The sequence below is a fragment of the Mycobacterium sp. IDUB_5 genome (genome assembly GCF_055419565.1).
Window position 1 is genome coordinate 233,906 of record NZ_JBVAXX010000005.1, and the last position, 22,462, is coordinate 256,367.

Below are 22,462 nucleotides of genomic sequence, written 5' to 3' on the forward strand. Positions count from 1 at the left end.
GCGGTGCCCCTCCTCCGAGTCGTATCCCAGGCGCTGGGCCTCCCAGAACCCGTTGTTCGGGCCAACAAGCCGTCCTGGATATTCGCAGAAACCATCAACCTGTCTCACGGCTGCACCGGCCTCATGGTGTACAAATCGACGTGGATCAGGCCAGGTGACGGAATCCTGGCCTCGATCACCGATCTCATCGACCGCGCCGGCCGGGCTGACCTCATCGCCCAGGCCGTCGTCGAAGACCCACGGATGATGTGGGCACAGGCCGAGTGGTCACTCCATCTGCTGCACGAAGCAGCCGACGCCATCTGGAATCCGATCGACTTGAGGCTTCACGAGGTGTTCTCGATCCTCAGAGGCTTGCGTCGCGATCCGCTGCCGTTGCACACCAACATCGTGTTCGTCCACACGATGATCAACAGCCTTCAGAAAGACAGGCATGACATCGACCACACAGCCGCGTAAGCCGAAGCTCCCGCTTCGGTCGGTCTCTCAGTACAAGCAATACGAGAAGTGCCCGCACAGTTGGTATCTCGCTCGAATCGAGAAGGTTTGGAAGCGGCCTGCCGCGTGGCTGCCGCAGGGGACCGCGGTCCACACTGTGTTCGAGGAGATCGAGAAGCGTCAGCTCGCCGGCAATCCAATGAGCCTCGACGAGGCGCTGGAGTTGTTCAAAGAGCAGTACGCCAAGGACATCTCGGCGATGACCGACATCACCCCGAACTTCGGGTGGTGGTTCTCGTCCGGGCCGTACAAAGGCGAGGAGGACGTCACCCGGAGGTATCACATCGGGTTGGAGCAGATCGAGAAGTTCTTCGACTTCCTCGCGTCCGACGGCCAGACGATTTGGGTCGCTCCGGCGTACACCGATCCCCGGTGTCTGGTCCCCGGAGACGAAGCCCAGGCGATCTCGTTCGGGGAGGCCGAGGCTCTCGCCACGGGCGAGACCGTCCACGTCGGACACTGCGACTGCCGGCCCGAGACGCCGGGTATCGAGATGACGTTCGACATGATCCTCGGAATGGACCCCAGCTGCCCCGTACACGTACGAAACCTCGCAGACGATGACTGCGACGGCTCCAGCGGAGCTGTGAGCCTAGAAGGCACCGGCTGCGCCGGTTGCCGCTGCGGGGGAACGCCTGTCCTCGTCAGAGGCTTCGTGGACGCGATCGTGGTGGCCGAGGACGGCACCCTCCGCGTCCGGGACTACAAGACGGGCGCCCAGCCCGGCGATGACTTCCAGCTTGGGGTGTACGCGCTCGCTGTGTCGAAGAAGTACGGCGTCGAACAGCCGACGCTCGGGGACTACTACATGGCCGGCAAGAAGGGTAAGAAGGGCAAGCCCACCGTGCCGTACGACCTCGCCGACTGGGACGAGGAAGCGGTCACCGAGAAGTTCCGCGAGCTCCAGGCCAACATCGAGGCGGAGCGGTTCGACCCTGACCCCGAGCCGTCGAAGTGCATGTTTTGCGACGTGTCGTTCGCCTGTGGTTTTAAAGCGGTCTGATACTTGACTCTACACGAATTTCAAACAGCAACATCCAACCAACAGTGAGGCAGCAACCGATGACCACCATCAGGAACTTCTACGGCGACACCCTGTTCGTCTCAAACCATTCGAGTGTCCGCGCCGCGGTCGAGGAAGCCGTCAGGGGAGGCGCCAACCTCTATGGCGCCAACCTCTATGGCGCCGACCTCCGTGGCGCCAACCTCTATGGCGCCAACCTCTATGGCGCCGACCTCCGTGGCGCCGACCTCTATGGCGCCAACCTCCGTGGCGCCGACCTCTATGGCGCCAACCTCTATGGCGCCGACCTCCGTGGCGCCGACCTCTATGGCGCCGACCTCCGTGGCGCCGACCTCCGTGGCGCCGACCTCCGTGGCGCCAAAGACGCCGAGCTGGTCGTCGCCCAGACGCGCATCCTGCCCGACGAGGGAGACGTCATCGGATGGAAGAAGGCGCTGGAGGGCAAGATCGTCAAGCTCCGGATTCCGGGAGATGCCAAGCGGTCTCACGCAACCGGGCGCAAGTGCCGCGCCGAGCGCGCCGAAGTGTTGGCAATCCTCAACTCGGACGGCACCGAAGCGGAATCCGCCCGCAGCGGCTGGGACCCCGACTTCGTCTACCGAGTCGGCGAGACGGTCGTTCCGACCAATCCGTTTGACGACAACATGTGGGAAGAGTGCGCCCCGGGCATCCACTTCTTCATCACGCGGGCAGAGGCCGTCAGTTACTCCGTCTAATACTTGACTCTAAACGAGAGGCACTGATGAACACACCCTGCTACGGCCCGGACAACCCGCGCCCGTGGAACCCCGACCACCCGATGCTCAAGCAGCTGGGACCGGCTCACGAGCCGCCCGCGGTGCTGCGGATGCTGCACGCCGGCTGGCTCGGCCCTGCGACGCTGAAGGCGCTGCCGAAGATCAAAGGCTCGCAGCTCTCCGAGATGCTGCGGAAGGCGATGACCGAAGAGAACCAGGCTGCGGCTGCTGGCCGCAAGATCCACTCACCCATCTGGGACGAGCCCGAAGACGACGGGCTGGCAGCAGCATGATCAAGCTGGAGCTCACCGCCGAGGAGGCGGGTGTAGTGCAGGAAATCCTGCGGCGCAAGGGCTCTCTGCCCTCGTACGGCCAGGAGAAGACGATGAAAGTGTGCGACGCAGTCGCGGCGCGTATCGCTGGGCTGGGGTTCGCATGAGGAGAGTGAGAGTCAGGCGCTCCAAGTGGCGGAGCAAACCGCGATACGCGGGAGCGCGACACAACTGGCGGGTCGAGTTTGAGCGAGCGTGGGGTACCGAAGTTCTGATCTACGACAACTGGGCCTCTGCGATCCGCAACGCCAACCGGCTAGCTCAATTCCCCGGACTGATAAGCACCATTGGTCTGGTCGGTTACCAGCTCGAAGCGAGGCCAACATCTACACGCTGAACCAGTCGCTGTACATCAAAGGCTCAGCGGGTGATCCACTCCCTCCGGTGTTCGAGGCGTTGGAACGCAAAGGGACTCGGTTTCTGCGCGGCCAGCTCGCGCTGGTCTGCGCCGGCCCCGGCTCCGGGAAGTCGGCGTTTGTCCTGACGTACGCGCTGCGCTCGAAGGCGCCCACGCTGTACTTCAGCGCGGATAGCGATGCGTTCACTCAACTCGTCCGCACAGCCGCGATCCTCGGCGAGTGGACGATGGACAAAGCCGCTGCCCGGGTCCGGAACGAGGACATCGAAGAACTGGCAACCGCGCTCGACGAGATCCCGATCCGGTTCAACTACAAGGCATCTCCGAACCTGGATCAGATCGAGGACTCGATCAAGGCGTACTACGCGCTCTACGAGGACTACCCGGGGCTGGTCGTGGTGGACAACATCACCAACGTCCGCTCGGGCGGGGAGAACGACGAGGACCCGTTCTCGGGGCTGGAGTCGCTGATGGACTACCTCCACGAGATGGCCCGCGAGACAGGCAGTTGCGTCATCGGACTGCACCACGTGACCGGCGGATACAACGACGCCAACAAACCGATCCCGCTGTCCGGTGTGAAAGGACAGATAACCCGTGTGCCAGAGATGGTCCTGACGCTGCACCGGGTCAACGACGAGTACGGACCGAGCATCCTGAACGTGTCTACGGTTAAGAATCGCTCGGGAAAGATGGACCCCTCCGGCTACGACTTCGTCTCGCTGGAGTTCGACGGCGACAGCATGCGGATTCGCGACATTCCCACGTCCACGACGCCCGCGGCGTAGCCGCTGGCTCAGAGGAGCCCATCTCCGACGGCTCCGACTTGACTCTAAACGAAAGGCGTCAACCATGACAGCTCCCAAGCCCTCCGCCAAGGCCAACGCCTCCAGCGAAGCTGGCGGCTCTGATCGCCCGAGGCCGCAGGCCCGTGCGAACCTGCTGCACCAGCAGCTGCTCGGCCACCTGGTGGCCAACAAGCCCGTCACCCGGATCGAGACCCGCACAAAGTCAGACGGCAAGGTCTACGTCCGCGATGAGCAGACCGGCGAGCGGTACACGCTCCCGGTGTACAAGACCCACGCGGTAGAGGTCCCCGTGCCAGCGCTGGCCGGGCACGTCTCCGCGGAGAACGTCGAACGCGCTGCCGAGCGTTGGGCTAGGGCCGCATGAGGCACCCGAGCGAGTGGTTCTCAATTCTGCCCGAGGATGACGATTGCTCGCGCCGTTGGTATCAGCGCACCTACGAGCGTAACGGCGGCCCTGGCTATGGCCCCGAATCCCGCTGGCGACTTCTAGCTGGTGATCTGCAGGCCGAGGCTGAGCACGATTACGGTGATTTCGTCGGCGCTCAGTTCGGCATCGACGTGCGACTGTGGGAAAACGTCGGCCACTTCGACTACGACGACACCGATCGCTGGCACGACCACAGCGTCACGGTGATCTTCTGGCGATGGGGCGTGTACTTCGCTTGGCGCGGCGGAGCTAAGGCGGTCGCCTGATGGAGACCGCAGATCAGCTCCTCGAAGACTTCCTGGTCTACCTGGTGAAGCAGGGCCTGGTCGAGCAGCACGAGACCCGATCCGGGAAGACCCGGTTGGGGAATCGACTTCAGACGGTCAAGGAGATCTTGGACGGCTACTGGGAGACATTTCAGTGAGAAGAATTTTGATAACAGGATCTCGTTATTGGCTGGAGCGCAGCACGATCTGGAACGTGCTCAACCGAGAGCTAGAAGAGCACCGTGAGCTGACGATCGTCGTCGGAGATTGCCCTACGGGAGCCGACGACATCGCTACCCGTTGGGCATACGGCAAGGCTCAAGAGGGCTACAACGTCTTGCTGGAAGTCCACCGTGCCGACTGGGAGTCATTTGGCAAGCGCGCCGGCCCCGAGCGGAACCAGCGGATGGTCAGCCTAGGTGCCGACGTCTGCCATGCGTTCCCGCTGTCGAGCGGGACAGGTACACGCCACTGCATGAGCCGTGCGTTCGCCGCTGGCATCCCCGTCCACAACCACGGCTGGCAGCCGTTCACACAACAAGCAAAGGAGTATGCCGATGCATACGGGTAGCGATAACTACGGACAACACGACCAGGGCACGCTCGTTTCCGAATGGGCGAAGTCAGAACGTGAGTCAGTCGTCTGGACCGGCAACGGAGGCGCATCGTGGATGCGGTACGTCGAAGACGAGCCGACGGTGTACCTGTGAAGCTCCGATTCCACATCCTCGGATTCGAGATCGCCAACGTTGAGCTGGAACTCGACGAAAGGCCCGCTCCGGCTGCCCCGCAGACGGTCGTCGAGAAAGGCGTCCAGCGGGTGTCTCGGGCATGGGTGAAGCGGATGTTCCCGGGGTGACGATCACCCTGCAGCAGCTGTTCGCTTTCGGAATAGCCGTGTGGGGCATCGCGATCTGGCTGTGTATCGAGCTCGAAGAGGACAACGACGATGACGGCTGAAGTCGCGATGGTGACTCTGATAGTCGCCAAGAGCGTGCTTCTGCTGATCGGCCTGGGAGGGGCGATCATATGGCAGAAGTAGTGTGCGTGGATTGCCGGTCTGAAGGCGTCACCAACGTCCGAAAGGTCGCTACCCACAGGAACGGTACCCCCGTCCCCGGAAAGCGCTGTACGACGCACCACAGGGCCAGGAAGAGCCACACGCGGGACACCGCGTGGGAACGCCGGCTGATCTCCGTCTACGGCATCACGGCGGAAGAATATTGGCAGATATATGAGGCCCAAGGTGGCCGGTGCTACATCTGCCAGAGAGCAACGGGCACCGGGAAAAAGAAGCTCTCCGTCGATCACGATCACAAGACTGGTTGGGTGCGTGGACTTTTATGCAGCCCTGATAACCGGGATGTGCTCGGCCACTCACGCGAAGAGATCGAGTACTTCGAGCGGTGCATCGAGTACCTGAAGAACCCACCCGCGTTCGCGGTCATCGGCCGGCGCATCGCGCCTATCGAGCGCGACAACTTGACCCTACACGAGAAGGCAGCATGAAGACATTCCACCTGAGCGGGGTCATCCACAGCGAGGCCCACCAGTTCGTTCTGTTCGACCTGATCAACCGGACGCTGGAAGCGGCCGGGGTCGACGTAGAGGACCTGTTCGTCGAGGAGGTCTGATGCTCCTACCTGACGACATCGCCCGCATCAAGGAACTGGAAGCGAAGCGGGCCAACTCCGTTGTTGGCCAGGTCGAGATCTACTGGGACTACGAGGCTGACACGTTGACGATCCACGCTCCGGAGAGCGTCCGGGTCGTGCAGACACAGACGATGGACCTTGCCGACGGCGTTACCGTCCGCTTCGAGCGGCGGAGAAATGAGCTCTGACTCGCAGATCGTGCGGGCTATCCACGAGAAGGCGTGCCGAAACTGCAAGGAAGTAAAGCACCTAGAGCAGTTCTCAAAGAAGAAAGCCAGCAGGGACGGACATCACACCTGGTGTAAGGCGTGCAATTCTGCATCGGCCAAAGCCTGGAGCGATTCCAACCCGGAACGGCATCGGCAGCTTAAGAGAGAGCATGATCGCCGACACGCGGAGTCCAAGAGGAACCGCAGAGCCGGAATCAGATACGGCATCCGCCCTGAGACGGCAGCGCTCTTGTACGCATCGGCGTGTGACCTGTGTGGTGAACACAAGCAGAAGATAAACATCGACCACTGCCACGCCACCGGCCGCGTTCGAGGCGCACTTTGCAATAGATGCAATGTAGCCATCCACATCCTCGACGACCACGAGCGTCTCGCTAAGGCAACGGCATACGTCAAATCCACGAGGGACTACCGAGATGAGTGACTCGTTGATCGTCGCAGCCATTAGAAGATATTTCCCGGACTGGGAACCGCCGAGGGACACAGGCCGCACGTGGATCAAGTGTCTCTGTCCCTTTCACGGGGACGATACGCCCTCCGCAGCAGTCAGTTTCACGCTCAACGCCTACAACTGTATGGCTTGTTCGGTGAAAGGCGATGCCATCTCGATCATCCGATCCCAAGAGGAGGTGACATATCCAGAAGCTCAGCGAATCGCAGAGGAGCTTCTTGCAGGAAGCAGCACAGCACTACCGGCTAAGCCTGCCCGGAAGCCCGGCCGACGAATACCTTTCGAGTCGGGGTCTGACGGGGCCGGAGGCGGCGCCGTTCGGCCTGGGGTACGTAGCAGACCCTCGGCCTGGACATGAGATGTACAAAGGCCGCTTGGCTATTCCGTACTTGCGCTGGTCGCCGTGGCGGAAGTGGTCCACGGTCTCGATCCGGTTCCGGTGCCTGATACCGGGGTGCGAACACCACGGCCACGGCAAGTACGAGACCGTCGCGGGTGACACCCCGCGGCTGTTCAACACCGCAGCGCTGATCCGGCACTCGCCCCGGATAGCGATCACCGAAGGCGAGTTGGACGCGATCACCTCTCAGCTCTCCGGGCTGCCGGCTGTCGGCCTGCCCGGGGCTCAGATGTGGAAGCCGTTCATGCGTGAGCTGTTCCTCGGCTATCGAGACGTGTTCGTCCTCGCGGACGGAGACGAGGCCGGGATGCAGTTCGCCAACAAGGTCGCGGGCACGTTGCCCAACGCCAAGATCATCCCTATGCCGGATGGTCACGATGTCAATTCCGTTGTCACACAATGGGGGAGCGCAGCTCTCCTGGATAGGATCAGATGAGCGTCACAGTAGTTACCCCCGACGGCGGGGAGTTCGCGTTCGCACGCGGCGAGGCGCACGGCGAGCTCAACAACGTGCTGGAGGTGTTCGACGCCGACAACAAGGTCGTCGCCACTTTCGCAGTGGGCCAGTGGGTCTACGCCCTCGACAACGCGCCGGAGCCAGAGACCGAGAAGTCTCAGGAGCCCCGTCGAGTGCGCCCGCTGACCGCCGAGCACGCAGACGGCACGATCTGGCGCGACGAAGACGGCGACGACCTCCGCTGGGACGAGGAGCGCGGAGCGTGGATGCGCCGCTACGCCAACGGCCACGGCTGGTACGCCCTGAGCGAGTATCGCGAAGATCCTCCCCTCCCGGACTACTCGGACTACGTCGAGGTCCCCGCTTGATCCAGGTCTACACCAAACCGAGCTGCCGGCCGTGCAAGCGGGTCGTGAAGATGCTCACCGACGCAGGGCTTGAGCCCGAGGTCATCGACATCTCGACCGACCAGTCCGCGTACGACTTCGTCACCAACCAGCTTGGGGCGATGTCGGTTCCGGTCGTCACCTCGTGGACCCACAAGCCGATCCTCGGCTACCAGCCAGACCAGATCAAAGAGCTCATCGCAGCGTCGCTGACTGGACCCCAAACGGCGGAAGCCGACGAACAGAAAGAAACCGCATGACCATCGACCCGTTCGACTCGATCGGGAGCGGCAGCCTGGAGTTCTCCGAGCTCGACGAGCCCTCGCTCCCGGATCTGTCGGAGCTGTTGCAGCGTCCCGCTGACGACGGCATCGACCGTCGGTACGTCACCGACGCCGAGACCGACCAGCTGACCATCAAGGTCCTCGCCGGAGGCGAAGAGGTCTCGGTGACCGTGGCCGGTTACACCGACCCGGTGAACGCGCTGATCGCGCTGAAGTCCGCGGGCAGCGAGGACACGCTGCTCTCGCTGGCCGATGGCTTCGAGCAGGCGTACGCACAGCAGGCCGCCGAATGACCGTCATCGTCTACGCCGAGCACGGCGAGTTCTCGTATGAGCAAGACGAGTTCAAAGTCGACGAGGATAACCAGCTGTGGGTCGGCACCGAAGAAGACGACTACGTGGCCGCCTTCCAGGCGGATAAATGGCTGCACGTCGAGATCCGCGAGCGCGCAGTAGGCGCCGAGGTTGGCCATCCCACTCCCCGGGTGTGGCACCGCATCGAGAACGTCCCTAGCGAAGTCGAGGTCACCGACCGAGACGGCTCCCTGTTCGTTCGATCCGGCGGGACTCTGTATCACCTCGTCGGGCAGGAGAAGCAGCGCTTCTCGTGGGCCAACATGCCTCTGTACAAGGTCAACGAAGAGCTCGGACCATTTACCGAAAGGCTCAACCCTTGAGCAGCATTCTCAAAGAAGCCGATTCGCTCGTTAACGGCGATCGGCTGGAGACCTACGAAGGCACCGACGACACGATCGTCGCGCTGTGGTCCTCGTACCTCGGCATCGACCTGACGGTCCTCGACTACGCCAACCTGATGATCCTGCTGAAGGTCGCCCGGACGAAAGGCAAGTTCCACCGGGATTCCTACGTGGACATCGCAGGCTACGCAGAGGTGGGGCCGCGCCTGTTCCTCGCCAAGGACGAGAACGTGGCTCAGGAGGCCGTGCAGCCCCGGGAATGGGCATCGCTGTACACCGTGCCGTTCAAGGTGAAGGTCACCGACGCTCAAGGCGACCTCTACGAGTACCTCGGACATCGGTGGTTCTGGCACGGGAACGACAGGTTCCTCACGAGGGACGAGGTTCGAGACAAGTCAGGCGACTTCGGTCCGTTCACCGAGGTTGTCGAATGAGCGAGCGCACGCTGATAATCCCAGACACTCAAATGCCGTACGACGACAGGCGCGCTCTGCGGGCTGTCATCCGGGCTATCGGAGATCTCCAGCCGGACAGAGTGATTCACGTGGGTGACGTTTGCGACTTCCCGGCTCAGGGCCGGTGGACCAAGGGCCTGGCCGAGGAGTTCGCACTCCGTCTGAAGTCGGACATCGACCACGCCAAGACCCGTCTCCTCGGGCCGCTACGCGAGGTCTACGACGGCCCCGTCGGGTTCCACGAAGGCAACCACGACGAGCGTCCCCGGGTGTACCTCGGCAAGTACGCTCCGGCGCTGGTCGAGTTCGAGGGGCAGTTCAACATCGAGAACCTGCTCGACTTCGACGGGTTCGGGATCGAGCTGTTGCCGGCGTTCAACAAGGTCGCTCCGGGGTGGATCACCACCCACGGCCACCTCGGCGGTATCCGGCTCACGCAGACCGCGGGCGGTACAGCGCTCGGCGCTGCGAAGAAGTTCGGGACCTCGGTCATCTGCGGGCACACGCACCGCTTGGGGCTGTCGTCGCACACCACGGGGTACGACGCCAACATGTCGAAGATCGTCACCGGTATGGAGGTGGGCAACCTGATGAACATGAAGCTGGCGACCTACCTCAAGGGAGGAACCGGCAACTGGCAGCAGGGATTCGGTCTCCTCACGGTCGACGGGCAGTACGTCAAGCCGGAGCTGGTCCAGATCGCGGGCGGGAAGTTCGCGGTCGACGGCCACGTCTGGGAGCTCTGATGCAGGCGGTCCGTCCGATCATCATCGCCACCCGGTCCGGGGTGTCGCACGCCGGCCCCTTGACTCTAAACGGGAAGCGGCTGCCGTATCTGCATCGCAACCCTCGGTCACTCCAGGTGTCCGGGGCCGCGGTCGACGACAGCGAGCCTCCGACGTCGAGGTTCTACGCCTACGGCCAGGAGCAAGGCGCAGCTGCGTGGCACGCCGTGCAGATGCAGAGGGCGGCGCGTGGATGACCCGATAACCGCGGACATCGTCCGGGCCGCTCGGTCGGTCGCCTACCAGTGGCCGGGGGTCGTCGAAGCCGACGACCTCGCTCAGATGATCTGGCTGCACATCGTGGAGCGTCCCAACACGTGGACCACGCTCCGCGAGATGGGCAACGACGCCCGCTACCAGACGATCTCGAAGATCGGGCACCGCATCGCCAGCAACGAGCGGAACGAGTACGACCACTTCACCGGGAACTTCAAGTACTCGGTGAACGAGGTCAAACGGATCGTCGAGCAGGCCCTCAAGCCTGGCGCAGGCGTGGCCAACGTGGGCTCCGGTTGGAAGTCCGACCTGGGGACTTCGGGCGGTGAGTTCGAGGACAAAGTCCTGATGGCCGTCTCGGTCGAGACCGATCTACGTCGGGCGATGACTCGGCTGCACAGCGAGACCCCGCAGTACCACGACGTGCTGGTCCGCAAGTACGTCAACGGAAATCACCTCTCGACAGGCGCCGACAAAGACCGCCACAAGCGGGCGATGACCAAGCTGACCGACCTGATGAACCGCAGCCACAAACAGCAGCACGCAGAGCGCCCGGACGGTCCGGGCACCCGCAAAGCGATGTCCAACCGGACCGCGCTGGCGATCACCAACGACTGAAAGGCACAACATGCCCGACTTCGATTACGAGCTGGAGCTCGGCTACTACGGCACCGACAGCGAGGAGCTGGAGGAGACACAGGAGACAGTGGTTCTCGCCTTCCAGGCGCTCGCTGAGGTCATTCTGGAGAATGTCCCCGACAACCGCTGCCGCTCGCTGGCTCTGACCAACCTGCAGCAGTCGTTCCACTGGATCGACTCGGCGTTGGACCCTCGCCGGTGATGAACATCTTCGACGGGTCGTTCAACGGGATGCCCCGGTCCGAGATGTACCGGGCGCAGGTCACCCCGGAACTGTTCCCACACGAAAAAAAGATGCTGATCGAGAACTGGCCACTGCAGGACCGCGAGATGTACGCCGGGGGAGAGTACACCCCCGGCTATGAGGCACCGGCTCCGCCGGATGCCGACTGCGGCGGCGAGTATGCCAAAGCCGCCTAGCACCAGCCACACCCAACAAGAAAGAGAGCAACTGACTTGACCGCTATCACCGAAGATCCTTGGGCCACCACTCCGGCTACCCCGGACCCCGAGCCCACCCCGGAGCCTGCTCCCGCAGCTCCGACGACGGCCGCCGTCACCAACATCGCACCGGCCGCAGCCGGTGACGAGATCACCTTGACGTTCAAAGAGAGCGCCGGTTTCGACGCTTCGTGGATCGTCATCCGCGCCGCGTCCGTCGCGGCGGCCAACGCCATTCTCGACGGCCACGAGGCCCTGCAGGAGCTGATGGCCAAGACCAAGAAGGTCGCCGGCTTCTACCGAGGCGGAGAAGCCTCTCAGGGCGGCGGAAACCGCGGTGGGGGCGGAGGTGCCCAGCAGCGCTCGAACGCCCCGCAGGGAGCCACTGAGCCGCCGTCGTGGGCGCCGGAGAAGCCGTACGCCGACTTCGTCTACAAGACCGGTGTCTCGAAGAAGAACGGCCAGACCTGGCACGCATGGATGCCTCCGACGCAGGGGGACCAGCGCAAGGCCGAGTTTTTCAACGCGCCGCGGTAGTCCGCGTCGTACTTGACCCTGTACGGGATGGTCCCGCCCTTCGGGGCGGGGCCTCCTGCGGATAAGCCCACAACTTCAGAAAGCAGAAATGAAGGACATCACCGTCATCACGGTCGACGGCAGCCGTGGAAACTTCTTCACGCCGGAGTACTTGCTCGACACCGACGAAGGGACTCTGACGATCCCGTCCGAGGACCGGGAGTCGACGGTCATCTTCAACTGGGACCACGTGGCGACGGTGATCGTCGAAACGCTGGACCCGGAAGCGGAAGAAGCCCTTCGAGAGAGCGGATTCCTGTGAGCGAGGACCCGGTTAAGCGGCTCGGCGAGACGATCGCCGACCTGGCCGCTGCGTTCGAGAAGCTCCTCGCCAACGCCGCCCCCGCCGAGTACCAACCTCGCCGGCCGGAGAGCAAGAACGCCAAGAAGCTCAGCGCCGCTGACGCACACCACATCCGGCAGCTGAAGCGGTCCGGATTTTCCCAAGCCGAGATCGCTCGCACGTACGACGTGAACCCGGCCACCGTCTCGCGGATCGTCCGCGGCCAATACCACCCCGGCTCGCCCGTGGGTTCCCGATAGGAGAGCAGATGAGCAACGTCATTGAGACACTCGCGAAAGCGAAGGAAGAGCTGAAGACCCGCGGTCGCGCGGTCGGCGACCTGGTCGAATACGACACCGGCCACGTCTGCCTGCTGGGCGCCGTCGGCATCGCCGCGTACGGCGACAGCTACGCCCAGCATCCGACCTTCTACGAGTTGGAGCAGGGCACCGCCTGGCCAGCTGTGATCGCTCTGGCAGCAGAGTTGCCTGATGCCCCGGACTTCGACGGGGCGGTGGGCAAGGTCTACCAGTTCAACGACAAGGTCGGACGCACGGATGACGAGGTCTTCGCCCTGATCGACCGTGCGATCGAGGCAGCTGCCTGATGCCGTTCGAGTTCAGAGAGTGGCCCAAGACTCCGCGCCTCCGCGGCGCGAGCATGGTGATCACCGAGAAGATCGACGGCACGAACGCCTGTGTCATCGTCTCCGAGGACGGCTCCGAGGTCGGAGCGCAGTCCCGGAAGCGGTTGATCACACCGGAATCCGACAACTACGGCTTCGCCCGGTGGGTCTACGACAACGCCGGGGCGCTGGCCGACGAGCTCGGCCCCGGCTACCACTACGGCGAGTGGTGGGGCTCGGGTATCCAGCGCGGGTACGGACTTCAGAACGGGGAGAAGCGATTCTCGTTGTTCAACACCCACCGCTGGAAGGGCGCTGAGTTCTCCGTGGACGGCCTGGGGGTCGTCCCGGTGCTGGAGCAGTACCAGCTCGACACCTACGTGATCCAGGCGACCGTCAACGCGCTTGCAGCACAGGGCTCGAAGGCCGCCCCCGGGTTCATGCGTCCGGAGGGTGTCATCGTCTACATCCCGCGGCTGGACAAGGTGCTGAAGGTCCTCATCGAGAACGACGACATCCCGAAGTCGCTGGCGGTGGCTGCCTGATGGCCAAGGCACCGAAGACAGCCGTCATCACAGTCAAGGTCGAACCCGACATGCTCTCGACGCTGGCGTCGGTGAAGGAGATCGTCACCGCGAACCTCCAGCTGTACAGCGAGTGGCTCGATACCGAGGGCCTGATGAAGAAGCCCAAGAAGAACGACGGACGGACCCACGAGGATCTCGTCAACGAGTTTCTGGAGAGCAAATGACCCCGAAGACGTTGCAGCAGAACATCTGGGACTGGCTGAAGGCCGAGAAGCGGCACTGGGAGCTGGAGCGTCGCCGTCAGCGTGACGAAGGTGTCTCCGAGCACGTTCTCCGGCTGCGCCGGCAGGGCCTTCCGACGCCTCGGCCGCTGACCGGCCGGGCCGCCCGACGAGCACGGGCGAGGTCCGGGGCGTGAGCGAGACAGACATGTACTACGGCGAGGCCGTGGCCTGGATTCGTGAGCTTGAGGCATTCATCACGGATAACGGACTGAAGGTCCCCACGTGGGCGGACAGGATTCGTACCGGGCTGCAGCCGCAGCCGGAGTCGATATGGGTCGACTACGACGACGGCCATGCAGGCGGCTATCCGCACACTTGCACGGCACAGCGCTAGGAGCAACATGAAGGTCCACGAACATCTAGTTGCCGGGCAGCGGGTGCAGATCAACGTGGTCGAGGACGAGGCCGACCTGCTGCAGTTCCGGAACTTTATCCGCGGCCACCTCTCGTTCCTCGGGCTCGATTCGGAAACGACCGGGCTGGACATCTACAGCGCCGACTTCCGGTGCCGTACCGTCCAGTTCGGCACTCCGACCGAGGCGTGGGTGATCCCGGTCGAGTACGGCCCTCGGTTCGCCGAGGACGTCCGGATCGCTCTGCGGGCCGTGAAGGGGTTCGTGCTGCACAACGCAGCGTTCGACCTCCAGGTCTTCGAGCAGACGCTCGGTATCCCGATGGAAGAGCTCTGGCCGAAGGTGACCGACACGGTCACGCTGGCCAAGCTGGTCGACCCACGGCCGAAGGAGAAAGGCGGGTTCGGACACTCGCTGGAAGAGCTCGTCGCCCAGTTCATCGACCGCGAGCTAGCGGAGTCGGTTAAGGGTCTGATGACCCGGCTGGCCAAAGAGCACAAGACGACCAAAGCCCGCATCTGGAAGATCATCTCGCTGAATCATCCGGAGTTCCAGCTCTACGCAGGCATGGACCCGATCTTCGCGGCGAGGATGCTCCAGAAGCTCCTGCCGCTGGTTCCCGAGGTGTCCAAGCCGCTCGTCGACTACGAGCACCAGATCTCCGAGATCTGTTCGTACGTCGAACGTCAGGGGTTCCTGCTCGACGTCGAGTACTCCGAGAACCTTGCCGACGAGATGATCCGCAAGGCCGAGCACCACAAGGCGAAGGCCGACATCCTCTACGGGCTGGAGAACGTCAACTCACCGGTCCAGGTCGCCGCTGCGCTGATCGCCCGCGGCGTGAAGATCAACGAGCGCACCGAAGGCGGCCAGCCGAAGGTGGACGCTGCTCTGCTCGACAAGCTGATCGACGAAGGCGACGATCTCGCCCTGTCGATCTCCGAGGGCAAGAAGTGGGGCAAGTGGGAGAAGACGTGGGTCCGGAAGTTCCTCGACACGAGGGACGCTCAGAACCGGTGCCACCCGTCGATCAACCCACTACAGGCCCGTACCTCCCGGATGTCGATCACCGGAATCCCGGCTCAGACGCTCCCTGCGGGCGATTGGATGGTCCGCAGGTGCTTCCTAGCCGAGCCTGGCCATCTGATCGCTTCTGTGGACTATCAGGCCCAAGAACTCCGCGTTCTGGCTGCGCTGTCCCGGGACCGGGCGATGATCGAGGCGTTCCTCGGGGATGCCGATCTTCACCAGATCACCGCGGACGCAGCAGGAGTCGACCGCAAGGTCGGCAAGATGGCCAACTTCCAGAAGGTCTACGGAGGCGGGGCCGCTGCGCTGGCGAAGAAGGCGGAGATCCCGTTCCCGGTCGCCAAGCGAGTCCACGAGGCGTTCTCGGCGAAGTACCCCGGCGTGGAGAAGCTGAACAAACGCCTGCAAGCCGAAGCCGGCAAGCAGGGGTTCATCATCACGCCCACCGGGCGCCGGCTGCCGGTCGACGCTGATCGGGCGTACTCCGCGCTGAACTACATGATCCAGTCGTCCTCGCGGGATGTGACCTGCCGGGCGCTGATTCGGCTCCACAAGGCCGGTCTGACGCCGTACGTACGCCTACCCATTCATGATGAAGTCGTGGCTTCTGTGCCCGCTGAGGGCGCAGCAGAGATGGCCGCAGAGATCGGCCGGCTGATGGCCGAGCAGGCAGGGCCTGTCCACATCGGCACCGACCCCGAGGTCGGCGGCCGGTCGTGGGGATCGCTGTACATCAAGCCGGAGGACATCACGGCTGACACAGACCCGTATCTGCTCACCGCTGCTTGACCCTAAACGAGAGAAGAGAACATGAGTTTCACTGCACAGCAGTACCGCACTGCGGCCGAGGTGGCGCGAGCCGCTGGCGGCCAGATCATCCCCGCCGTAGCGGACAGCTGGGAGAAGAAGGCCGAGAAGATGGAGGCGCTCGGGTTCCACGGCGCCGAGGTCATCGCGCACGTCCAGCGCATGGGCGGTATGTATGAAATCTCCCAGCATCTGCTCGGAGAGATCCTCGTCGCGAAGCTGCTCGAAGAGGGCTGGGAACTGCCGGAGCGTCTCCGATGAGCCTGCCCAGCACGAGAACCGAGGTTGAGACCGACTGGTTCAACGAACCGTCCCCGGCGGGATCTAGGCGACAGGGCTACGTCACCTACAAGGAGACCGAGGAATACCTCGTCGACCAGATTCGGGGATTCATCCGGAGCAAGGTCGGCTACGGCGAGCACCTCGACGGCTATCCGACGCTCACCGTCCACAAGTGCTGGAGCGGATATTCCGAGTACACCGTCACGGCGCTGTGGCACGAGATCAACATCGAGTGGGACGGCCACTCGTACTTCTTCGCGTCGACCGCTGAGTTCTTCCGCGCTCTCGCCGAAGTCGAGGGGCTCCGCTGGTGAACCACTACCTGCGAATGCTCGCGGAGCGACGCATTGCGGAGCTGGGCAACTGCATCGAAGCCAGTAACCAGCAGCTGAAGTACCTCCGAGGCGAGGTTGCTCGCCACGAGGAGGGCCTCGCCCGCATGACCGAAGAGCACAACGCGCTCAAGTTCGGGGTCGTATGAGTGCGCTGATCTACAAGCAGCCCAAGGAGTTCGTGATCATCCACCCGTTCCCCAAGGACGTGTGGGAAGGGCTCGACGCACTGACCAAGCTGGTCGTGCTGCGCCAGCGTGTTACCGACGCGCTCGTCCGCAACCCCGAGGTGAGCAGCTGGATCGACGACACCTTCCGCTGGACCGGAGAGGTCGACGCGGAGGAACTCGGTCTGAAGCCGGAAGACAGCCAGGACGTCGTCTACGTCCGGGCGGTCGTGATGGCGTATCCCCGATGAGAATCCCTGATGTCGAGATCAACGAAACGGGAGTGCTTTTCGACGGAGTTGCCGTTCCCGGTTTGATCGTCAAAGACGGTGTCGGATTCATTCCCGGCGGTCCGGATGACATAGGGCGCTTGACCATCGAGTTCTTCGTGGGGGAGATCCACGTAGAGGACCCCGGACTGGTCAGCGCGGAGGACAGCTACGAGATGAGCTGGCACACGCTGGGCCATCGCATAGAAGAGGACTACTGGGCGGCCGAGCGAAGGCTGAAGCTGTGCCAGATCTACTGGAGGATGGTGAACACAAGTGGCAGTTGACGAACGGGAGTTCATCGACCTGCTCTACGGCGGCTGGACGAAGACCACGAAGGCAGAGACTGCCTTCTGGCAGCCGGAAGAGGACGAGAAGTACTACGCAACCGGCCCGGGGACGTTCAACATCTGGGCCGTCACCGTGGACCCGGATACCGGCGATGAGCGCCGGGAGCCGGTGGCTCAGGGACTTTCCGAGGAAGACGCTGCGTTCATCACCGCGGTCCACGGATCGTTCGGCGATGTCTGCCGGCGGGTGCTGGAGGCGTACGACGAAGCCGACCGTGCTGACGAAGAGCGGGACGCGATGGTGTGCCGGATCGCAGAGCTGGAGATGGAAGTCGACCAGCTGCGAGCGGACAAGGCGTTCGAGAGCAAGTTCTACCCGCGGGACGGAGCTGAGGTCGAGTGAGCGAGTGGCTTTCCATCCGCGACGACAACGGCCAGTGGACCGTCTACGTTCACGGACGGCCCTATGGACTGCTGGCTTCGCAGCCGAGATTCGAGCGATCATACGAGTGCTCTCCGTACCGGGATTGGATGGAGAGCGAGATCTCGTTCGTGTGTCGCGAACTGCCGCCTCTTCCGCCACCGAAGCCCCGACGCCGTGTCTCGACGCACTTCGGACTTCGCCGTCCGTCGGAGACGGCGGCTGAGCAACCTGCCGCAGGCAGCTGGCTTAAGAGGCCGAAGTGATCTGGATCTGGTTGGACGTCCTGTCCGAGATGGTCCGGATCAAGCTGGCAGCTAGGCGGCGCAGCCGCCGACGCCCAAGCGCTGGAGCTTCGCTCCAAGCGGCCGATCGACGACGGAGGCGGGGGAGATGATCGAGAAGATCTCCGGCTTCTGCATCGACGTCCTCTGCGAGATCCTGGACGGGCTGTGGCGCATCCTCGAAGCGCTCCACCTCAAGAAGAAGCCGCAGCCCAAGCTGCGCTACCCGAACGGCATCCCGCGGGTTGGCAGCGCGTACATCAGCGTGGTCCCAACGGGGACCGTCCAGGTCGGCCAGAAGACCCTGTCGTACAACTTCACCGCAAAGGACTTCTCCGAGGCGCTGAAGGCGATCGAGCCGGCGTATCCGCAACGGTGGCTGCTCGGCGTCCCGAGCGAGAAGCCGGTCTCGCACCGGCTCCCGATGCCAGCCGACTACGTCCCACCCGGGACGTTTGGCAGCTATATCGGAGAGGCAGGAGTCCGAAACTGGCTGCGCGATTGGGAGCGAAGCTGGGACGTGCTCGCGAATCGGCTCACCGCCGAGTCCGAGGCGGCCGAACGCAAGATCGCCGATGTACTTCCGCGGGTAGAAGTGCCCGCCCTCCCCGTCCCGCTCGTCATCCCGGACGACCTGTTCAGCCTCCACGGCTGGCTAGAGGTCGGCAAGACCGAGAGCGGGTTCCCCGTCTACCTCAAGAAGGATACGAATGGCTGAGACACTGCAGACCCTCCAGGCCCGGCGGCCGAAGACGCGTCCTGCTGCCCCCGCAGCGCCCCCGGAGAACGTCCCGGGAACGATCCGGGTGTGGAACCAGGACGGCCAGCTACTGGCCTCGTGGCACGAGGATCAGATCGTGCTGGTCACCGTCGAGCAGCCTGACGGCTCCCGGATCACCGGGCGCCTGTCGGTCATCACCGGGAACCGGACCTGATGCACTTCACGCTGAACCTCTTCGGGTGGGACCTCACGGTCCGACTCAGGCGAGGCAAGCCCGGTCCGCACACGTTCATCATCAACGACAACGGCGCGTCTCCGGAAGAGATCCGCGATCTGCTGAATCACGTCACCTACCGGAGCTAGCCTCATGCTGTGAAGATCCTGCATGCTCTCGCAGCAACCGGCTGCCTGGCCGTCGCCCTCGCGCCTACGGCGACGGCACAGCCCGATCCGCACGTGCCCAACGGCGGCACTCTCTGGTGCCAAGGCGGGCTGGGCAACGTGGCGCTCATCCCGTACTGCAACGGGCTGCCGTACCCCGACGGCTCGTACCTCCATCAGGAGGCTGCTAGCCCGTTCGGGTTCGGAGGGCCTGCTTCGTTGCCGTGGAAAGAGCCTGTGCTTGTCCGGCCCTAGCTTCGGGAGGGCGTTCGGGATCGTGGCGCTAGCCGCGGTCGCGGGAGCCCTGTGGCTGACGTTCGGCTACGCGCTGATCGAAACGCTGTCCGGTCCGAAGTCCTACCCCGCCGTGATGACGGCGACGTTCGTGCTCGCTTCCCTCGCTACCGCGGGGGCGGTCACCCTGGCAGTAAGAGCGCCTCGGCGCTGAACCAAACCCCTCGGGCTGGCCTTCGGGCTGGCTCGGGGGGCTTTTTTTGTATCTGACGTATGCGCGTTGACGCATGTAACAGATTGGCTTTCACAGCCGACATACAAGGCGGTGAACGGAACGGGGGCGGTGCCCCTCCAGGCTTGTCCCCCGTCCCGCCCTCCTGGCAGCGGGGCCAGAAGACCATCCCGCCTACGCAATCGTAAGTTACGTCCGCCCGTCACGGGGGCCTAACACGCCGACGTCAGAACCAGTGAAGAATCCACAACACTGGGAAATCCGAGTCGAATCGTCACCCGGCCGACATTACGCAGTCTGACCAGGGCGTTCTAGATGGTTTCGCCGGTGGCGAAGCTCGACGATGTACGGAATAAACAGTCGCTCAGGGCGGTTGACGATCAGCCGAAATTGGCGAGTGCGCCGTGGCTGACATGCAGGGTCTGTCCCGTGATGTGCCGGGCCGCCGGTGTCGTGAGGAACAGTGCGAGCCGGGCGATCTCGGCGTCCACGGTCGGCGACGACGAGCCCAGACCCGCGTATCCGGGCTCGGTACCGCGGCCGATCGCCACCGCGTTGACGGTGATGCCGCGGACACCGAAGTGGTGCGCCTGCCCGGCCGTCCAGGACGACACCGCTGCCTTGACCGCGGCCGCGGCACTGCCTTCGGTCATCGCATCACCGATCACGGTCACGATGGAGCCGCCGGACCGCAGTTGGTCACCGAGCGTCTGCACCGTCAAGACACCGGAGAGCAGGCCGGCGTCGAAGAGACTCCGCCACTCGGCGGCGTGGTCGACCAGGGTGTAGGACCGCGGGTCCCCGGCAGCCCGCAGCGGAGCCGGCACGTTGATCACGGTGTCCAGGTGGGCGGGGAGCTGATTGTTCGCCGCCGCGATCGACGCGGGATCGGTGGTGTCGAGGACCACCGCGTCTGTCTCGAGTTCTTTGGCCAGCAGTTCCACGTCATCGGCTCGCCGACCGGCGACGATCACGCGGTGGCCGGCGGTGCTGAAATTCTCTGCGATGACGCGGCCTCGGTCGGTGTCGCATCCCGTGATCAGCACATCCATCATCGGCCTCCTGTTGTGTTCGGCGCTGAACCCCAGCGAGTCCCGCCCATGTTACTGGAGGGTAGGTAGCCGGCCGCAGTCGACGCGCCCACGTCGGTAACGGTGGCGCGGGGCGCTGCGATCAAACCCCTGAGCCCGCCGGGGATCGCCGCCCGACTCGCTCACCGCACCCCGAGCCCCGCGCCGGGGTGCTCGTTGTGTCAGCAAATCGTCAAACAGCCTTGTGCTGCGGTGATCATCGCGATAGCTATGTCACAATTTGGTACATTCTCAGCTGCACACACTTGCGTCACGGCAGTAACACGGTAGTTTCTTCGGCATGCGTGATCCAGACATGTCGTCACCCCGCCGGAAAGGCCTGTCGACGTCGATCGGGCTCGCCGCCCTGACCGGTGCGACCGTCGCCGCGTTGACGTTGCCCGCCGTGGCGACAGCGCAGCCGGCACCTTCGCCGCCGCCACCGCCTGCTCCGGCAGCACCGGCAGCTCCGGGTGCGCCCGCACCGGCAGCTCCGCCGGTGGACCCGAACGCACCGGCCCCGGCTCCCGCTCCTGCGCCGCCGGCGCCGCCCGCGGATCCGAATGCACCGGTGCCGCCGGCCGCGCCTGTCGATCCGAACGCCCCGGCGCCCCCGCCGCCGCCCGCCCCCGAGCCGGGTCGCGTGGACAACGCCGCCGGCGGATTCAGCTACGTCGTGCCCGCCGGCTGGAAGGTGGCCGACGCGGCCTCGCTGTCCTACGGCCAGGCGCTGCTGAGCAAGCTGCCGCCCGCCGGATCGCCGCCGGACGCACCGGCGCCGAACGACACCAGCGTGCTGCTCGGTCGTCTGGATCTGAAGCTGTTCGCCGGCGCCGAGACCGACAACACGAAGGCGGCCCAGCGCCTCGCCTCCGACATGGGCGAGTTCTTCATGCCCTTCCCCGGGACCCGCATCAACCAGCAGACCGTCCCGCTCAACGCGAACGGCATGACCGGTGTGGCGTCGTCCTACGAGGTGAAGTTCACCGACACCAACAAGCCGAACGGCCAGATCTGGGCCGGCGTGGTCGGCAACCCGACGGCGCCCGGTACCCCGCGCGGGCAACGTGCCCCCGAGCGTTGGTTCGTCGTCTGGCTGGGCACCGCGACCAGTCCGATCCCGCAGGCCGAGGCCGTCACGCTGGCGAACTCGATCCGGCCGTGGACGCCTCCGCCGCCGCCGCCTCCTGCGGACCCGGGCGCCCCGCCGCCTCCCGCGGATCCGAACGCGCCGCCGCCGCGCCCGGCCGTCGGCACGCCGGTACCGGTCGACCCGAACACCGCACCGGGGATGCTGCCGCCTGCGTGATGCGTCGTTCGATCGTGTCCGATGGACTGACCGAACCGTGACCTGCCGGGGCTATACCGGAGTCAGGCTCGCTTGCGGCCGCAATCGAGCCTGACTGCGACAGGCAGGAGATCGACATGACCACCACCGAGATCGTGGCAGCGACGGAGTATCTGGCGCGTTCGACCACTCAGACCAGCGTGGGTTGGATCGGTTACATCATCATCGGCGCGATCGCCGGCTGGATCGCGGGCAAGATCGTCAAAGGTTCGGGCTCGGGCATCCTGATGAACATCGTCATCGGTATCGTCGGCGCGCTGATCGGTGGCTTCCTGCTCAGCTTCTTCCTGGACACCGCGGGCGGCGGATGGTGGTTCACGCTGTTCACCGCGGTCCTCGGTTCGGTGATCCTGCTCTGGATCGTCGGGATGGTGCAGCGGCGCAATTAGGGGGCGTTAGC

General features: G+C 64.2%; 50 protein-coding genes. 49 read left to right on the forward strand and 1 reads right to left on the reverse strand.

From position 1 onward, the window contains the following. Window positions 1–3 precede the first annotated feature (3 nt). From ACZY1G_RS17705 to ACZY1G_RS17935, 47 genes are all read left to right on the forward strand, one after another. Window positions 4–459 (forward strand): hypothetical protein, encoded by a 456-nt coding sequence (locus ACZY1G_RS17705; protein WP_463823135.1) that lies wholly within the window; start codon window positions 4–6, stop codon window positions 457–459. After that, entirely contained in the window at window positions 434–1,501 is a 1,068-nt protein-coding gene (locus ACZY1G_RS17710) for a RecB family exonuclease (protein ID WP_463823136.1), read from the forward strand. The genes ACZY1G_RS17705 and ACZY1G_RS17710 overlap by 26 nt, the downstream gene beginning before the upstream one ends. A 59-nt stretch (window positions 1,502–1,560) precedes the next feature. Beyond that, entirely contained in the window at window positions 1,561–2,238 is a 678-nt protein-coding gene (locus ACZY1G_RS17715) for a DUF5758 domain-containing protein (protein ID WP_463823137.1), read from the forward strand. A gap of 26 nt (window positions 2,239–2,264) precedes the next feature. Continuing rightward, window positions 2,265–2,552 carry a hypothetical protein gene (locus ACZY1G_RS17720; RefSeq protein WP_463823138.1) on the forward strand — a complete coding sequence of 96 codons (288 nt, stop codon included), beginning with the start codon at window positions 2,265–2,267 and terminating at the stop codon, window positions 2,550–2,552. Continuing rightward, window positions 2,549–2,698, forward strand: coding sequence for a hypothetical protein (locus ACZY1G_RS17725; RefSeq protein ID WP_463823139.1), 150 nt, complete (start codon window positions 2,549–2,551; stop codon window positions 2,696–2,698). The genes ACZY1G_RS17720 and ACZY1G_RS17725 overlap by 4 nt, the downstream gene beginning before the upstream one ends. A gap of 277 nt (window positions 2,699–2,975) precedes the next feature. Further along, a complete protein-coding gene (locus ACZY1G_RS17730; protein ID WP_463823140.1) occupies window positions 2,976–3,737 on the forward strand; it encodes an AAA family ATPase in 762 nt (253 codons plus the stop codon). Window positions 3,738–3,801: 64 nt separating this feature from the next. Further along, entirely contained in the window at window positions 3,802–4,122 is a 321-nt protein-coding gene (locus ACZY1G_RS17735; RefSeq protein WP_463823141.1) for a hypothetical protein, read from the forward strand. Further along, on the forward strand, window positions 4,119–4,451 hold the full coding sequence (locus tag ACZY1G_RS17740) for a hypothetical protein (protein WP_463823142.1): 333 nt from the start codon (window positions 4,119–4,121) through the stop codon (window positions 4,449–4,451). The genes ACZY1G_RS17735 and ACZY1G_RS17740 overlap by 4 nt, the downstream gene beginning before the upstream one ends. Next, window positions 4,451–4,609, forward strand: a complete 159-nt coding sequence (locus ACZY1G_RS17745; protein WP_463823143.1) for a hypothetical protein — start codon at window positions 4,451–4,453, stop codon at window positions 4,607–4,609. The genes ACZY1G_RS17740 and ACZY1G_RS17745 overlap by 1 nt, the downstream gene beginning before the upstream one ends. Beyond that, window positions 4,606–5,022, forward strand: a complete 417-nt coding sequence (locus ACZY1G_RS17750; protein WP_463823144.1) for an SLOG family protein — start codon at window positions 4,606–4,608, stop codon at window positions 5,020–5,022. The genes ACZY1G_RS17745 and ACZY1G_RS17750 overlap by 4 nt, the downstream gene beginning before the upstream one ends. 135 nt (window positions 5,023–5,157) lie before the next feature. Then, the gene (locus ACZY1G_RS17755) at window positions 5,158–5,310 is read left to right on the forward strand and encodes a DUF7429 family protein (protein ID WP_463823145.1); all 153 of its coding nucleotides are present in this window, start codon (window positions 5,158–5,160) and stop codon (window positions 5,308–5,310) included. 188 nt (window positions 5,311–5,498) lie between these two features. Further along, window positions 5,499–5,960, forward strand: coding sequence for an endonuclease VII domain-containing protein (locus tag ACZY1G_RS17760; RefSeq protein ID WP_463823146.1), 462 nt, complete (start codon window positions 5,499–5,501; stop codon window positions 5,958–5,960). Beyond that, complete coding sequence (locus ACZY1G_RS17765; RefSeq protein ID WP_463823147.1) at window positions 5,957–6,085, forward strand: hypothetical protein; 129 nt, start codon at window positions 5,957–5,959, stop codon at window positions 6,083–6,085. Before ACZY1G_RS17760 ends, ACZY1G_RS17765 begins: the two co-directional genes overlap by 4 nt. Continuing rightward, entirely contained in the window at window positions 6,085–6,294 is a 210-nt protein-coding gene (locus ACZY1G_RS17770; protein WP_463823148.1) for a hypothetical protein, read from the forward strand. The genes ACZY1G_RS17765 and ACZY1G_RS17770 overlap by 1 nt, the downstream gene beginning before the upstream one ends. Then, window positions 6,284–6,760, forward strand: coding sequence for an endonuclease domain-containing protein (locus tag ACZY1G_RS17775; RefSeq protein ID WP_463823149.1), 477 nt, complete (start codon window positions 6,284–6,286; stop codon window positions 6,758–6,760). The genes ACZY1G_RS17770 and ACZY1G_RS17775 overlap by 11 nt, the downstream gene beginning before the upstream one ends. Further along, window positions 6,753–7,145, forward strand: coding sequence for a CHC2 zinc finger domain-containing protein (locus ACZY1G_RS17780; protein ID WP_463823150.1), 393 nt, complete (start codon window positions 6,753–6,755; stop codon window positions 7,143–7,145). The genes ACZY1G_RS17775 and ACZY1G_RS17780 overlap by 8 nt, the downstream gene beginning before the upstream one ends. 16 nt (window positions 7,146–7,161) lie before the next feature. Continuing rightward, a complete protein-coding gene (locus tag ACZY1G_RS17785) occupies window positions 7,162–7,623 on the forward strand; it encodes a toprim domain-containing protein (protein ID WP_463823151.1) in 462 nt (153 codons plus the stop codon). Next, on the forward strand, window positions 7,620–8,012 hold the full coding sequence (locus ACZY1G_RS17790; protein ID WP_463823152.1) for a hypothetical protein: 393 nt from the start codon (window positions 7,620–7,622) through the stop codon (window positions 8,010–8,012). The genes ACZY1G_RS17785 and ACZY1G_RS17790 overlap by 4 nt, the downstream gene beginning before the upstream one ends. Further along, the gene (locus ACZY1G_RS17795; protein ID WP_463823153.1) at window positions 8,009–8,290 is read left to right on the forward strand and encodes a glutaredoxin domain-containing protein; all 282 of its coding nucleotides are present in this window, start codon (window positions 8,009–8,011) and stop codon (window positions 8,288–8,290) included. The genes ACZY1G_RS17790 and ACZY1G_RS17795 overlap by 4 nt, the downstream gene beginning before the upstream one ends. Then, a complete protein-coding gene (locus ACZY1G_RS17800) occupies window positions 8,287–8,607 on the forward strand; it encodes a hypothetical protein (RefSeq protein WP_463823155.1) in 321 nt (106 codons plus the stop codon). The genes ACZY1G_RS17795 and ACZY1G_RS17800 overlap by 4 nt, the downstream gene beginning before the upstream one ends. Further along, window positions 8,604–8,990 carry a hypothetical protein gene (locus ACZY1G_RS17805; protein ID WP_463823156.1) on the forward strand — a complete coding sequence of 129 codons (387 nt, stop codon included), beginning with the start codon at window positions 8,604–8,606 and terminating at the stop codon, window positions 8,988–8,990. The genes ACZY1G_RS17800 and ACZY1G_RS17805 overlap by 4 nt, the downstream gene beginning before the upstream one ends. Continuing rightward, complete coding sequence (locus ACZY1G_RS17810; RefSeq protein WP_463823157.1) at window positions 8,987–9,445, forward strand: DUF6378 domain-containing protein; 459 nt, start codon at window positions 8,987–8,989, stop codon at window positions 9,443–9,445. Before ACZY1G_RS17805 ends, ACZY1G_RS17810 begins: the two co-directional genes overlap by 4 nt. Then, window positions 9,442–10,212: a metallophosphoesterase gene (locus ACZY1G_RS17815; protein ID WP_463823158.1), complete on the forward strand. Its 771-nt coding sequence runs from the start codon at window positions 9,442–9,444 to the stop codon at window positions 10,210–10,212. Before ACZY1G_RS17810 ends, ACZY1G_RS17815 begins: the two co-directional genes overlap by 4 nt. Further along, window positions 10,212–10,448, forward strand: a complete 237-nt coding sequence (locus ACZY1G_RS17820) for a hypothetical protein (RefSeq protein WP_463823159.1) — start codon at window positions 10,212–10,214, stop codon at window positions 10,446–10,448. Before ACZY1G_RS17815 ends, ACZY1G_RS17820 begins: the two co-directional genes overlap by 1 nt. Continuing rightward, window positions 10,441–11,085 (forward strand): hypothetical protein, encoded by a 645-nt coding sequence (locus tag ACZY1G_RS17825; protein ID WP_463823160.1) that lies wholly within the window; start codon window positions 10,441–10,443, stop codon window positions 11,083–11,085. The genes ACZY1G_RS17820 and ACZY1G_RS17825 overlap by 8 nt, the downstream gene beginning before the upstream one ends. Before the next feature lie 10 nt (window positions 11,086–11,095). Next, window positions 11,096–11,308, forward strand: coding sequence for an Acb2/Tad1 domain-containing protein (locus ACZY1G_RS17830; protein WP_463823161.1), 213 nt, complete (start codon window positions 11,096–11,098; stop codon window positions 11,306–11,308). Further along, window positions 11,308–11,526 carry a hypothetical protein gene (locus tag ACZY1G_RS17835; protein WP_463823162.1) on the forward strand — a complete coding sequence of 73 codons (219 nt, stop codon included), beginning with the start codon at window positions 11,308–11,310 and terminating at the stop codon, window positions 11,524–11,526. Before ACZY1G_RS17830 ends, ACZY1G_RS17835 begins: the two co-directional genes overlap by 1 nt. Before the next feature lie 36 nt (window positions 11,527–11,562). Next, a complete protein-coding gene (locus ACZY1G_RS17840; RefSeq protein ID WP_463823163.1) occupies window positions 11,563–12,084 on the forward strand; it encodes a hypothetical protein in 522 nt (173 codons plus the stop codon). An 88-nt stretch (window positions 12,085–12,172) separates the two neighbouring features. Next, window positions 12,173–12,385, forward strand: coding sequence for a hypothetical protein (locus tag ACZY1G_RS17845; protein WP_463823164.1), 213 nt, complete (start codon window positions 12,173–12,175; stop codon window positions 12,383–12,385). Then, complete coding sequence (locus tag ACZY1G_RS17850; RefSeq protein WP_463823165.1) at window positions 12,382–12,666, forward strand: helix-turn-helix domain-containing protein; 285 nt, start codon at window positions 12,382–12,384, stop codon at window positions 12,664–12,666. Before ACZY1G_RS17845 ends, ACZY1G_RS17850 begins: the two co-directional genes overlap by 4 nt. 8 nt (window positions 12,667–12,674) lie before the next feature. Next, complete coding sequence (locus ACZY1G_RS17855; RefSeq protein ID WP_463823166.1) at window positions 12,675–13,013, forward strand: DUF6197 family protein; 339 nt, start codon at window positions 12,675–12,677, stop codon at window positions 13,011–13,013. Continuing rightward, window positions 13,013–13,576 (forward strand): RNA ligase family protein, encoded by a 564-nt coding sequence (locus tag ACZY1G_RS17860; protein WP_463823167.1) that lies wholly within the window; start codon window positions 13,013–13,015, stop codon window positions 13,574–13,576. Before ACZY1G_RS17855 ends, ACZY1G_RS17860 begins: the two co-directional genes overlap by 1 nt. Continuing rightward, window positions 13,576–13,782: a hypothetical protein gene (locus ACZY1G_RS17865; RefSeq protein ID WP_463823168.1), complete on the forward strand. Its 207-nt coding sequence runs from the start codon at window positions 13,576–13,578 to the stop codon at window positions 13,780–13,782. Before ACZY1G_RS17860 ends, ACZY1G_RS17865 begins: the two co-directional genes overlap by 1 nt. Then, window positions 13,779–13,976, forward strand: coding sequence for a hypothetical protein (locus tag ACZY1G_RS17870; RefSeq protein WP_463823169.1), 198 nt, complete (start codon window positions 13,779–13,781; stop codon window positions 13,974–13,976). Before ACZY1G_RS17865 ends, ACZY1G_RS17870 begins: the two co-directional genes overlap by 4 nt. Continuing rightward, the gene (locus ACZY1G_RS17875) at window positions 13,973–14,176 is read left to right on the forward strand and encodes a hypothetical protein (protein ID WP_463823170.1); all 204 of its coding nucleotides are present in this window, start codon (window positions 13,973–13,975) and stop codon (window positions 14,174–14,176) included. The genes ACZY1G_RS17870 and ACZY1G_RS17875 overlap by 4 nt, the downstream gene beginning before the upstream one ends. A gap of 7 nt (window positions 14,177–14,183) precedes the next feature. Then, the gene (locus ACZY1G_RS17880; RefSeq protein WP_463823171.1) at window positions 14,184–16,013 is read left to right on the forward strand and encodes a DNA polymerase; all 1,830 of its coding nucleotides are present in this window, start codon (window positions 14,184–14,186) and stop codon (window positions 16,011–16,013) included. Between the two features lie 21 nt (window positions 16,014–16,034). After that, a complete protein-coding gene (locus ACZY1G_RS17885) occupies window positions 16,035–16,292 on the forward strand; it encodes a hypothetical protein (protein ID WP_463823172.1) in 258 nt (85 codons plus the stop codon). Next, on the forward strand, window positions 16,289–16,627 hold the full coding sequence (locus ACZY1G_RS17890; protein ID WP_463823173.1) for a hypothetical protein: 339 nt from the start codon (window positions 16,289–16,291) through the stop codon (window positions 16,625–16,627). Before ACZY1G_RS17885 ends, ACZY1G_RS17890 begins: the two co-directional genes overlap by 4 nt. Beyond that, window positions 16,624–16,794, forward strand: a complete 171-nt coding sequence (locus ACZY1G_RS17895) for a hypothetical protein (RefSeq protein WP_463823174.1) — start codon at window positions 16,624–16,626, stop codon at window positions 16,792–16,794. Before ACZY1G_RS17890 ends, ACZY1G_RS17895 begins: the two co-directional genes overlap by 4 nt. Next, on the forward strand, window positions 16,791–17,063 hold the full coding sequence (locus ACZY1G_RS17900) for a hypothetical protein (protein WP_463823175.1): 273 nt from the start codon (window positions 16,791–16,793) through the stop codon (window positions 17,061–17,063). The genes ACZY1G_RS17895 and ACZY1G_RS17900 overlap by 4 nt, the downstream gene beginning before the upstream one ends. Continuing rightward, entirely contained in the window at window positions 17,060–17,368 is a 309-nt protein-coding gene (locus ACZY1G_RS17905; protein WP_463823176.1) for a hypothetical protein, read from the forward strand. The genes ACZY1G_RS17900 and ACZY1G_RS17905 overlap by 4 nt, the downstream gene beginning before the upstream one ends. Then, complete coding sequence (locus ACZY1G_RS17910; protein ID WP_463823177.1) at window positions 17,358–17,774, forward strand: hypothetical protein; 417 nt, start codon at window positions 17,358–17,360, stop codon at window positions 17,772–17,774. The genes ACZY1G_RS17905 and ACZY1G_RS17910 overlap by 11 nt, the downstream gene beginning before the upstream one ends. 411 nt (window positions 17,775–18,185) lie before the next feature. Beyond that, window positions 18,186–18,794 carry a hypothetical protein gene (locus ACZY1G_RS17915; RefSeq protein ID WP_463823178.1) on the forward strand — a complete coding sequence of 203 codons (609 nt, stop codon included), beginning with the start codon at window positions 18,186–18,188 and terminating at the stop codon, window positions 18,792–18,794. Next, window positions 18,787–19,011 (forward strand): hypothetical protein, encoded by a 225-nt coding sequence (locus tag ACZY1G_RS17920; RefSeq protein ID WP_463823179.1) that lies wholly within the window; start codon window positions 18,787–18,789, stop codon window positions 19,009–19,011. Before ACZY1G_RS17915 ends, ACZY1G_RS17920 begins: the two co-directional genes overlap by 8 nt. Further along, window positions 19,011–19,160, forward strand: a complete 150-nt coding sequence (locus tag ACZY1G_RS17925; RefSeq protein ID WP_463823180.1) for a hypothetical protein — start codon at window positions 19,011–19,013, stop codon at window positions 19,158–19,160. The genes ACZY1G_RS17920 and ACZY1G_RS17925 overlap by 1 nt, the downstream gene beginning before the upstream one ends. A gap of 9 nt (window positions 19,161–19,169) precedes the next feature. Further along, window positions 19,170–19,433: a hypothetical protein gene (locus ACZY1G_RS17930; RefSeq protein ID WP_463823181.1), complete on the forward strand. Its 264-nt coding sequence runs from the start codon at window positions 19,170–19,172 to the stop codon at window positions 19,431–19,433. Next, entirely contained in the window at window positions 19,420–19,626 is a 207-nt protein-coding gene (locus tag ACZY1G_RS17935; RefSeq protein WP_463823182.1) for a hypothetical protein, read from the forward strand. Before ACZY1G_RS17930 ends, ACZY1G_RS17935 begins: the two co-directional genes overlap by 14 nt. Before the next feature lie 398 nt (window positions 19,627–20,024). Here ACZY1G_RS17935 and ACZY1G_RS17940 read toward each other — a convergent pair whose 3' ends face one another. Next, complete coding sequence (locus ACZY1G_RS17940) at window positions 20,025–20,696, reverse strand: SDR family oxidoreductase (RefSeq protein ID WP_463816506.1); 672 nt, start codon at window positions 20,694–20,696, stop codon at window positions 20,025–20,027. A gap of 319 nt (window positions 20,697–21,015) precedes the next feature. On the opposite strand from ACZY1G_RS17940, the gene ACZY1G_RS17945 reads away from it, so the two are divergent. Together ACZY1G_RS17945 and ACZY1G_RS17950 are read left to right on the forward strand one after the other, a co-directional pair. Beyond that, entirely contained in the window at window positions 21,016–22,023 is a 1,008-nt protein-coding gene (locus tag ACZY1G_RS17945) for an APA family fibronectin-binding glycoprotein (protein WP_463823183.1), read from the forward strand. A 116-nt stretch (window positions 22,024–22,139) separates the two neighbouring features. After that, window positions 22,140–22,451, forward strand: coding sequence for a GlsB/YeaQ/YmgE family stress response membrane protein (locus tag ACZY1G_RS17950; protein ID WP_463816065.1), 312 nt, complete (start codon window positions 22,140–22,142; stop codon window positions 22,449–22,451). The last annotated feature ends 11 nt before the right edge of the window (window positions 22,452–22,462 follow it).

Bases quoted from the DNA above. Each gene is read 5' to 3' on its own strand.
- ACZY1G_RS17710 (WP_463823136.1), top strand. From the start codon at position 434: ATGACATCGACCACACAGCCGCGTAAGCCGAAGCTCCCGCTTCGGTCG.
- ACZY1G_RS17715 (WP_463823137.1), top strand. From the start codon at position 1,561: ATGACCACCATCAGGAACTTCTACGGCGACACCCTGTTCGTCTCAAAC.
- ACZY1G_RS17720 (WP_463823138.1), top strand. From the start codon at position 2,265: ATGAACACACCCTGCTACGGCCCGGACAACCCGCGCCCGTGGAACCCC.
- ACZY1G_RS17725 (WP_463823139.1), top strand. From the start codon at position 2,549: ATGATCAAGCTGGAGCTCACCGCCGAGGAGGCGGGTGTAGTGCAGGAA.
- ACZY1G_RS17735 (WP_463823141.1), top strand. From the start codon at position 3,802: ATGACAGCTCCCAAGCCCTCCGCCAAGGCCAACGCCTCCAGCGAAGCT.
- ACZY1G_RS17740 (WP_463823142.1), top strand. From the start codon at position 4,119: ATGAGGCACCCGAGCGAGTGGTTCTCAATTCTGCCCGAGGATGACGAT.
- ACZY1G_RS17745 (WP_463823143.1), top strand. From the start codon at position 4,451: ATGGAGACCGCAGATCAGCTCCTCGAAGACTTCCTGGTCTACCTGGTG.
- ACZY1G_RS17765 (WP_463823147.1), top strand. From the start codon at position 5,957: ATGAAGACATTCCACCTGAGCGGGGTCATCCACAGCGAGGCCCACCAG.
- ACZY1G_RS17770 (WP_463823148.1), top strand. From the start codon at position 6,085: ATGCTCCTACCTGACGACATCGCCCGCATCAAGGAACTGGAAGCGAAG.
- ACZY1G_RS17775 (WP_463823149.1), top strand. From the start codon at position 6,284: ATGAGCTCTGACTCGCAGATCGTGCGGGCTATCCACGAGAAGGCGTGC.
- ACZY1G_RS17780 (WP_463823150.1), top strand. From the start codon at position 6,753: ATGAGTGACTCGTTGATCGTCGCAGCCATTAGAAGATATTTCCCGGAC.
- ACZY1G_RS17790 (WP_463823152.1), top strand. From the start codon at position 7,620: ATGAGCGTCACAGTAGTTACCCCCGACGGCGGGGAGTTCGCGTTCGCA.
- ACZY1G_RS17800 (WP_463823155.1), top strand. From the start codon at position 8,287: ATGACCATCGACCCGTTCGACTCGATCGGGAGCGGCAGCCTGGAGTTC.
- ACZY1G_RS17805 (WP_463823156.1), top strand. From the start codon at position 8,604: ATGACCGTCATCGTCTACGCCGAGCACGGCGAGTTCTCGTATGAGCAA.
- ACZY1G_RS17815 (WP_463823158.1), top strand. From the start codon at position 9,442: ATGAGCGAGCGCACGCTGATAATCCCAGACACTCAAATGCCGTACGAC.
- ACZY1G_RS17820 (WP_463823159.1), top strand. From the start codon at position 10,212: ATGCAGGCGGTCCGTCCGATCATCATCGCCACCCGGTCCGGGGTGTCG.
- ACZY1G_RS17830 (WP_463823161.1), top strand. From the start codon at position 11,096: ATGCCCGACTTCGATTACGAGCTGGAGCTCGGCTACTACGGCACCGAC.
- ACZY1G_RS17835 (WP_463823162.1), top strand. From the start codon at position 11,308: ATGAACATCTTCGACGGGTCGTTCAACGGGATGCCCCGGTCCGAGATG.
- ACZY1G_RS17845 (WP_463823164.1), top strand. From the start codon at position 12,173: ATGAAGGACATCACCGTCATCACGGTCGACGGCAGCCGTGGAAACTTC.
- ACZY1G_RS17855 (WP_463823166.1), top strand. From the start codon at position 12,675: ATGAGCAACGTCATTGAGACACTCGCGAAAGCGAAGGAAGAGCTGAAG.
- ACZY1G_RS17860 (WP_463823167.1), top strand. From the start codon at position 13,013: ATGCCGTTCGAGTTCAGAGAGTGGCCCAAGACTCCGCGCCTCCGCGGC.
- ACZY1G_RS17865 (WP_463823168.1), top strand. From the start codon at position 13,576: ATGGCCAAGGCACCGAAGACAGCCGTCATCACAGTCAAGGTCGAACCC.
- ACZY1G_RS17870 (WP_463823169.1), top strand. From the start codon at position 13,779: ATGACCCCGAAGACGTTGCAGCAGAACATCTGGGACTGGCTGAAGGCC.
- ACZY1G_RS17880 (WP_463823171.1), top strand. From the start codon at position 14,184: ATGAAGGTCCACGAACATCTAGTTGCCGGGCAGCGGGTGCAGATCAAC.
- ACZY1G_RS17885 (WP_463823172.1), top strand. From the start codon at position 16,035: ATGAGTTTCACTGCACAGCAGTACCGCACTGCGGCCGAGGTGGCGCGA.
- ACZY1G_RS17890 (WP_463823173.1), top strand. From the start codon at position 16,289: ATGAGCCTGCCCAGCACGAGAACCGAGGTTGAGACCGACTGGTTCAAC.
- ACZY1G_RS17900 (WP_463823175.1), top strand. From the start codon at position 16,791: ATGAGTGCGCTGATCTACAAGCAGCCCAAGGAGTTCGTGATCATCCAC.
- ACZY1G_RS17905 (WP_463823176.1), top strand. From the start codon at position 17,060: ATGAGAATCCCTGATGTCGAGATCAACGAAACGGGAGTGCTTTTCGAC.
- ACZY1G_RS17915 (WP_463823178.1), top strand. From the start codon at position 18,186: ATGATCGAGAAGATCTCCGGCTTCTGCATCGACGTCCTCTGCGAGATC.
- ACZY1G_RS17920 (WP_463823179.1), top strand. From the start codon at position 18,787: ATGGCTGAGACACTGCAGACCCTCCAGGCCCGGCGGCCGAAGACGCGT.
- ACZY1G_RS17925 (WP_463823180.1), top strand. From the start codon at position 19,011: ATGCACTTCACGCTGAACCTCTTCGGGTGGGACCTCACGGTCCGACTC.
- ACZY1G_RS17940 (WP_463816506.1), bottom strand. From the start codon at position 20,696: ATGGATGTGCTGATCACGGGATGCGACACCGACCGAGGCCGCGTCATC.
- ACZY1G_RS17945 (WP_463823183.1), top strand. From the start codon at position 21,016: ATGCGTGATCCAGACATGTCGTCACCCCGCCGGAAAGGCCTGTCGACG.
- ACZY1G_RS17950 (WP_463816065.1), top strand. From the start codon at position 22,140: ATGACCACCACCGAGATCGTGGCAGCGACGGAGTATCTGGCGCGTTCG.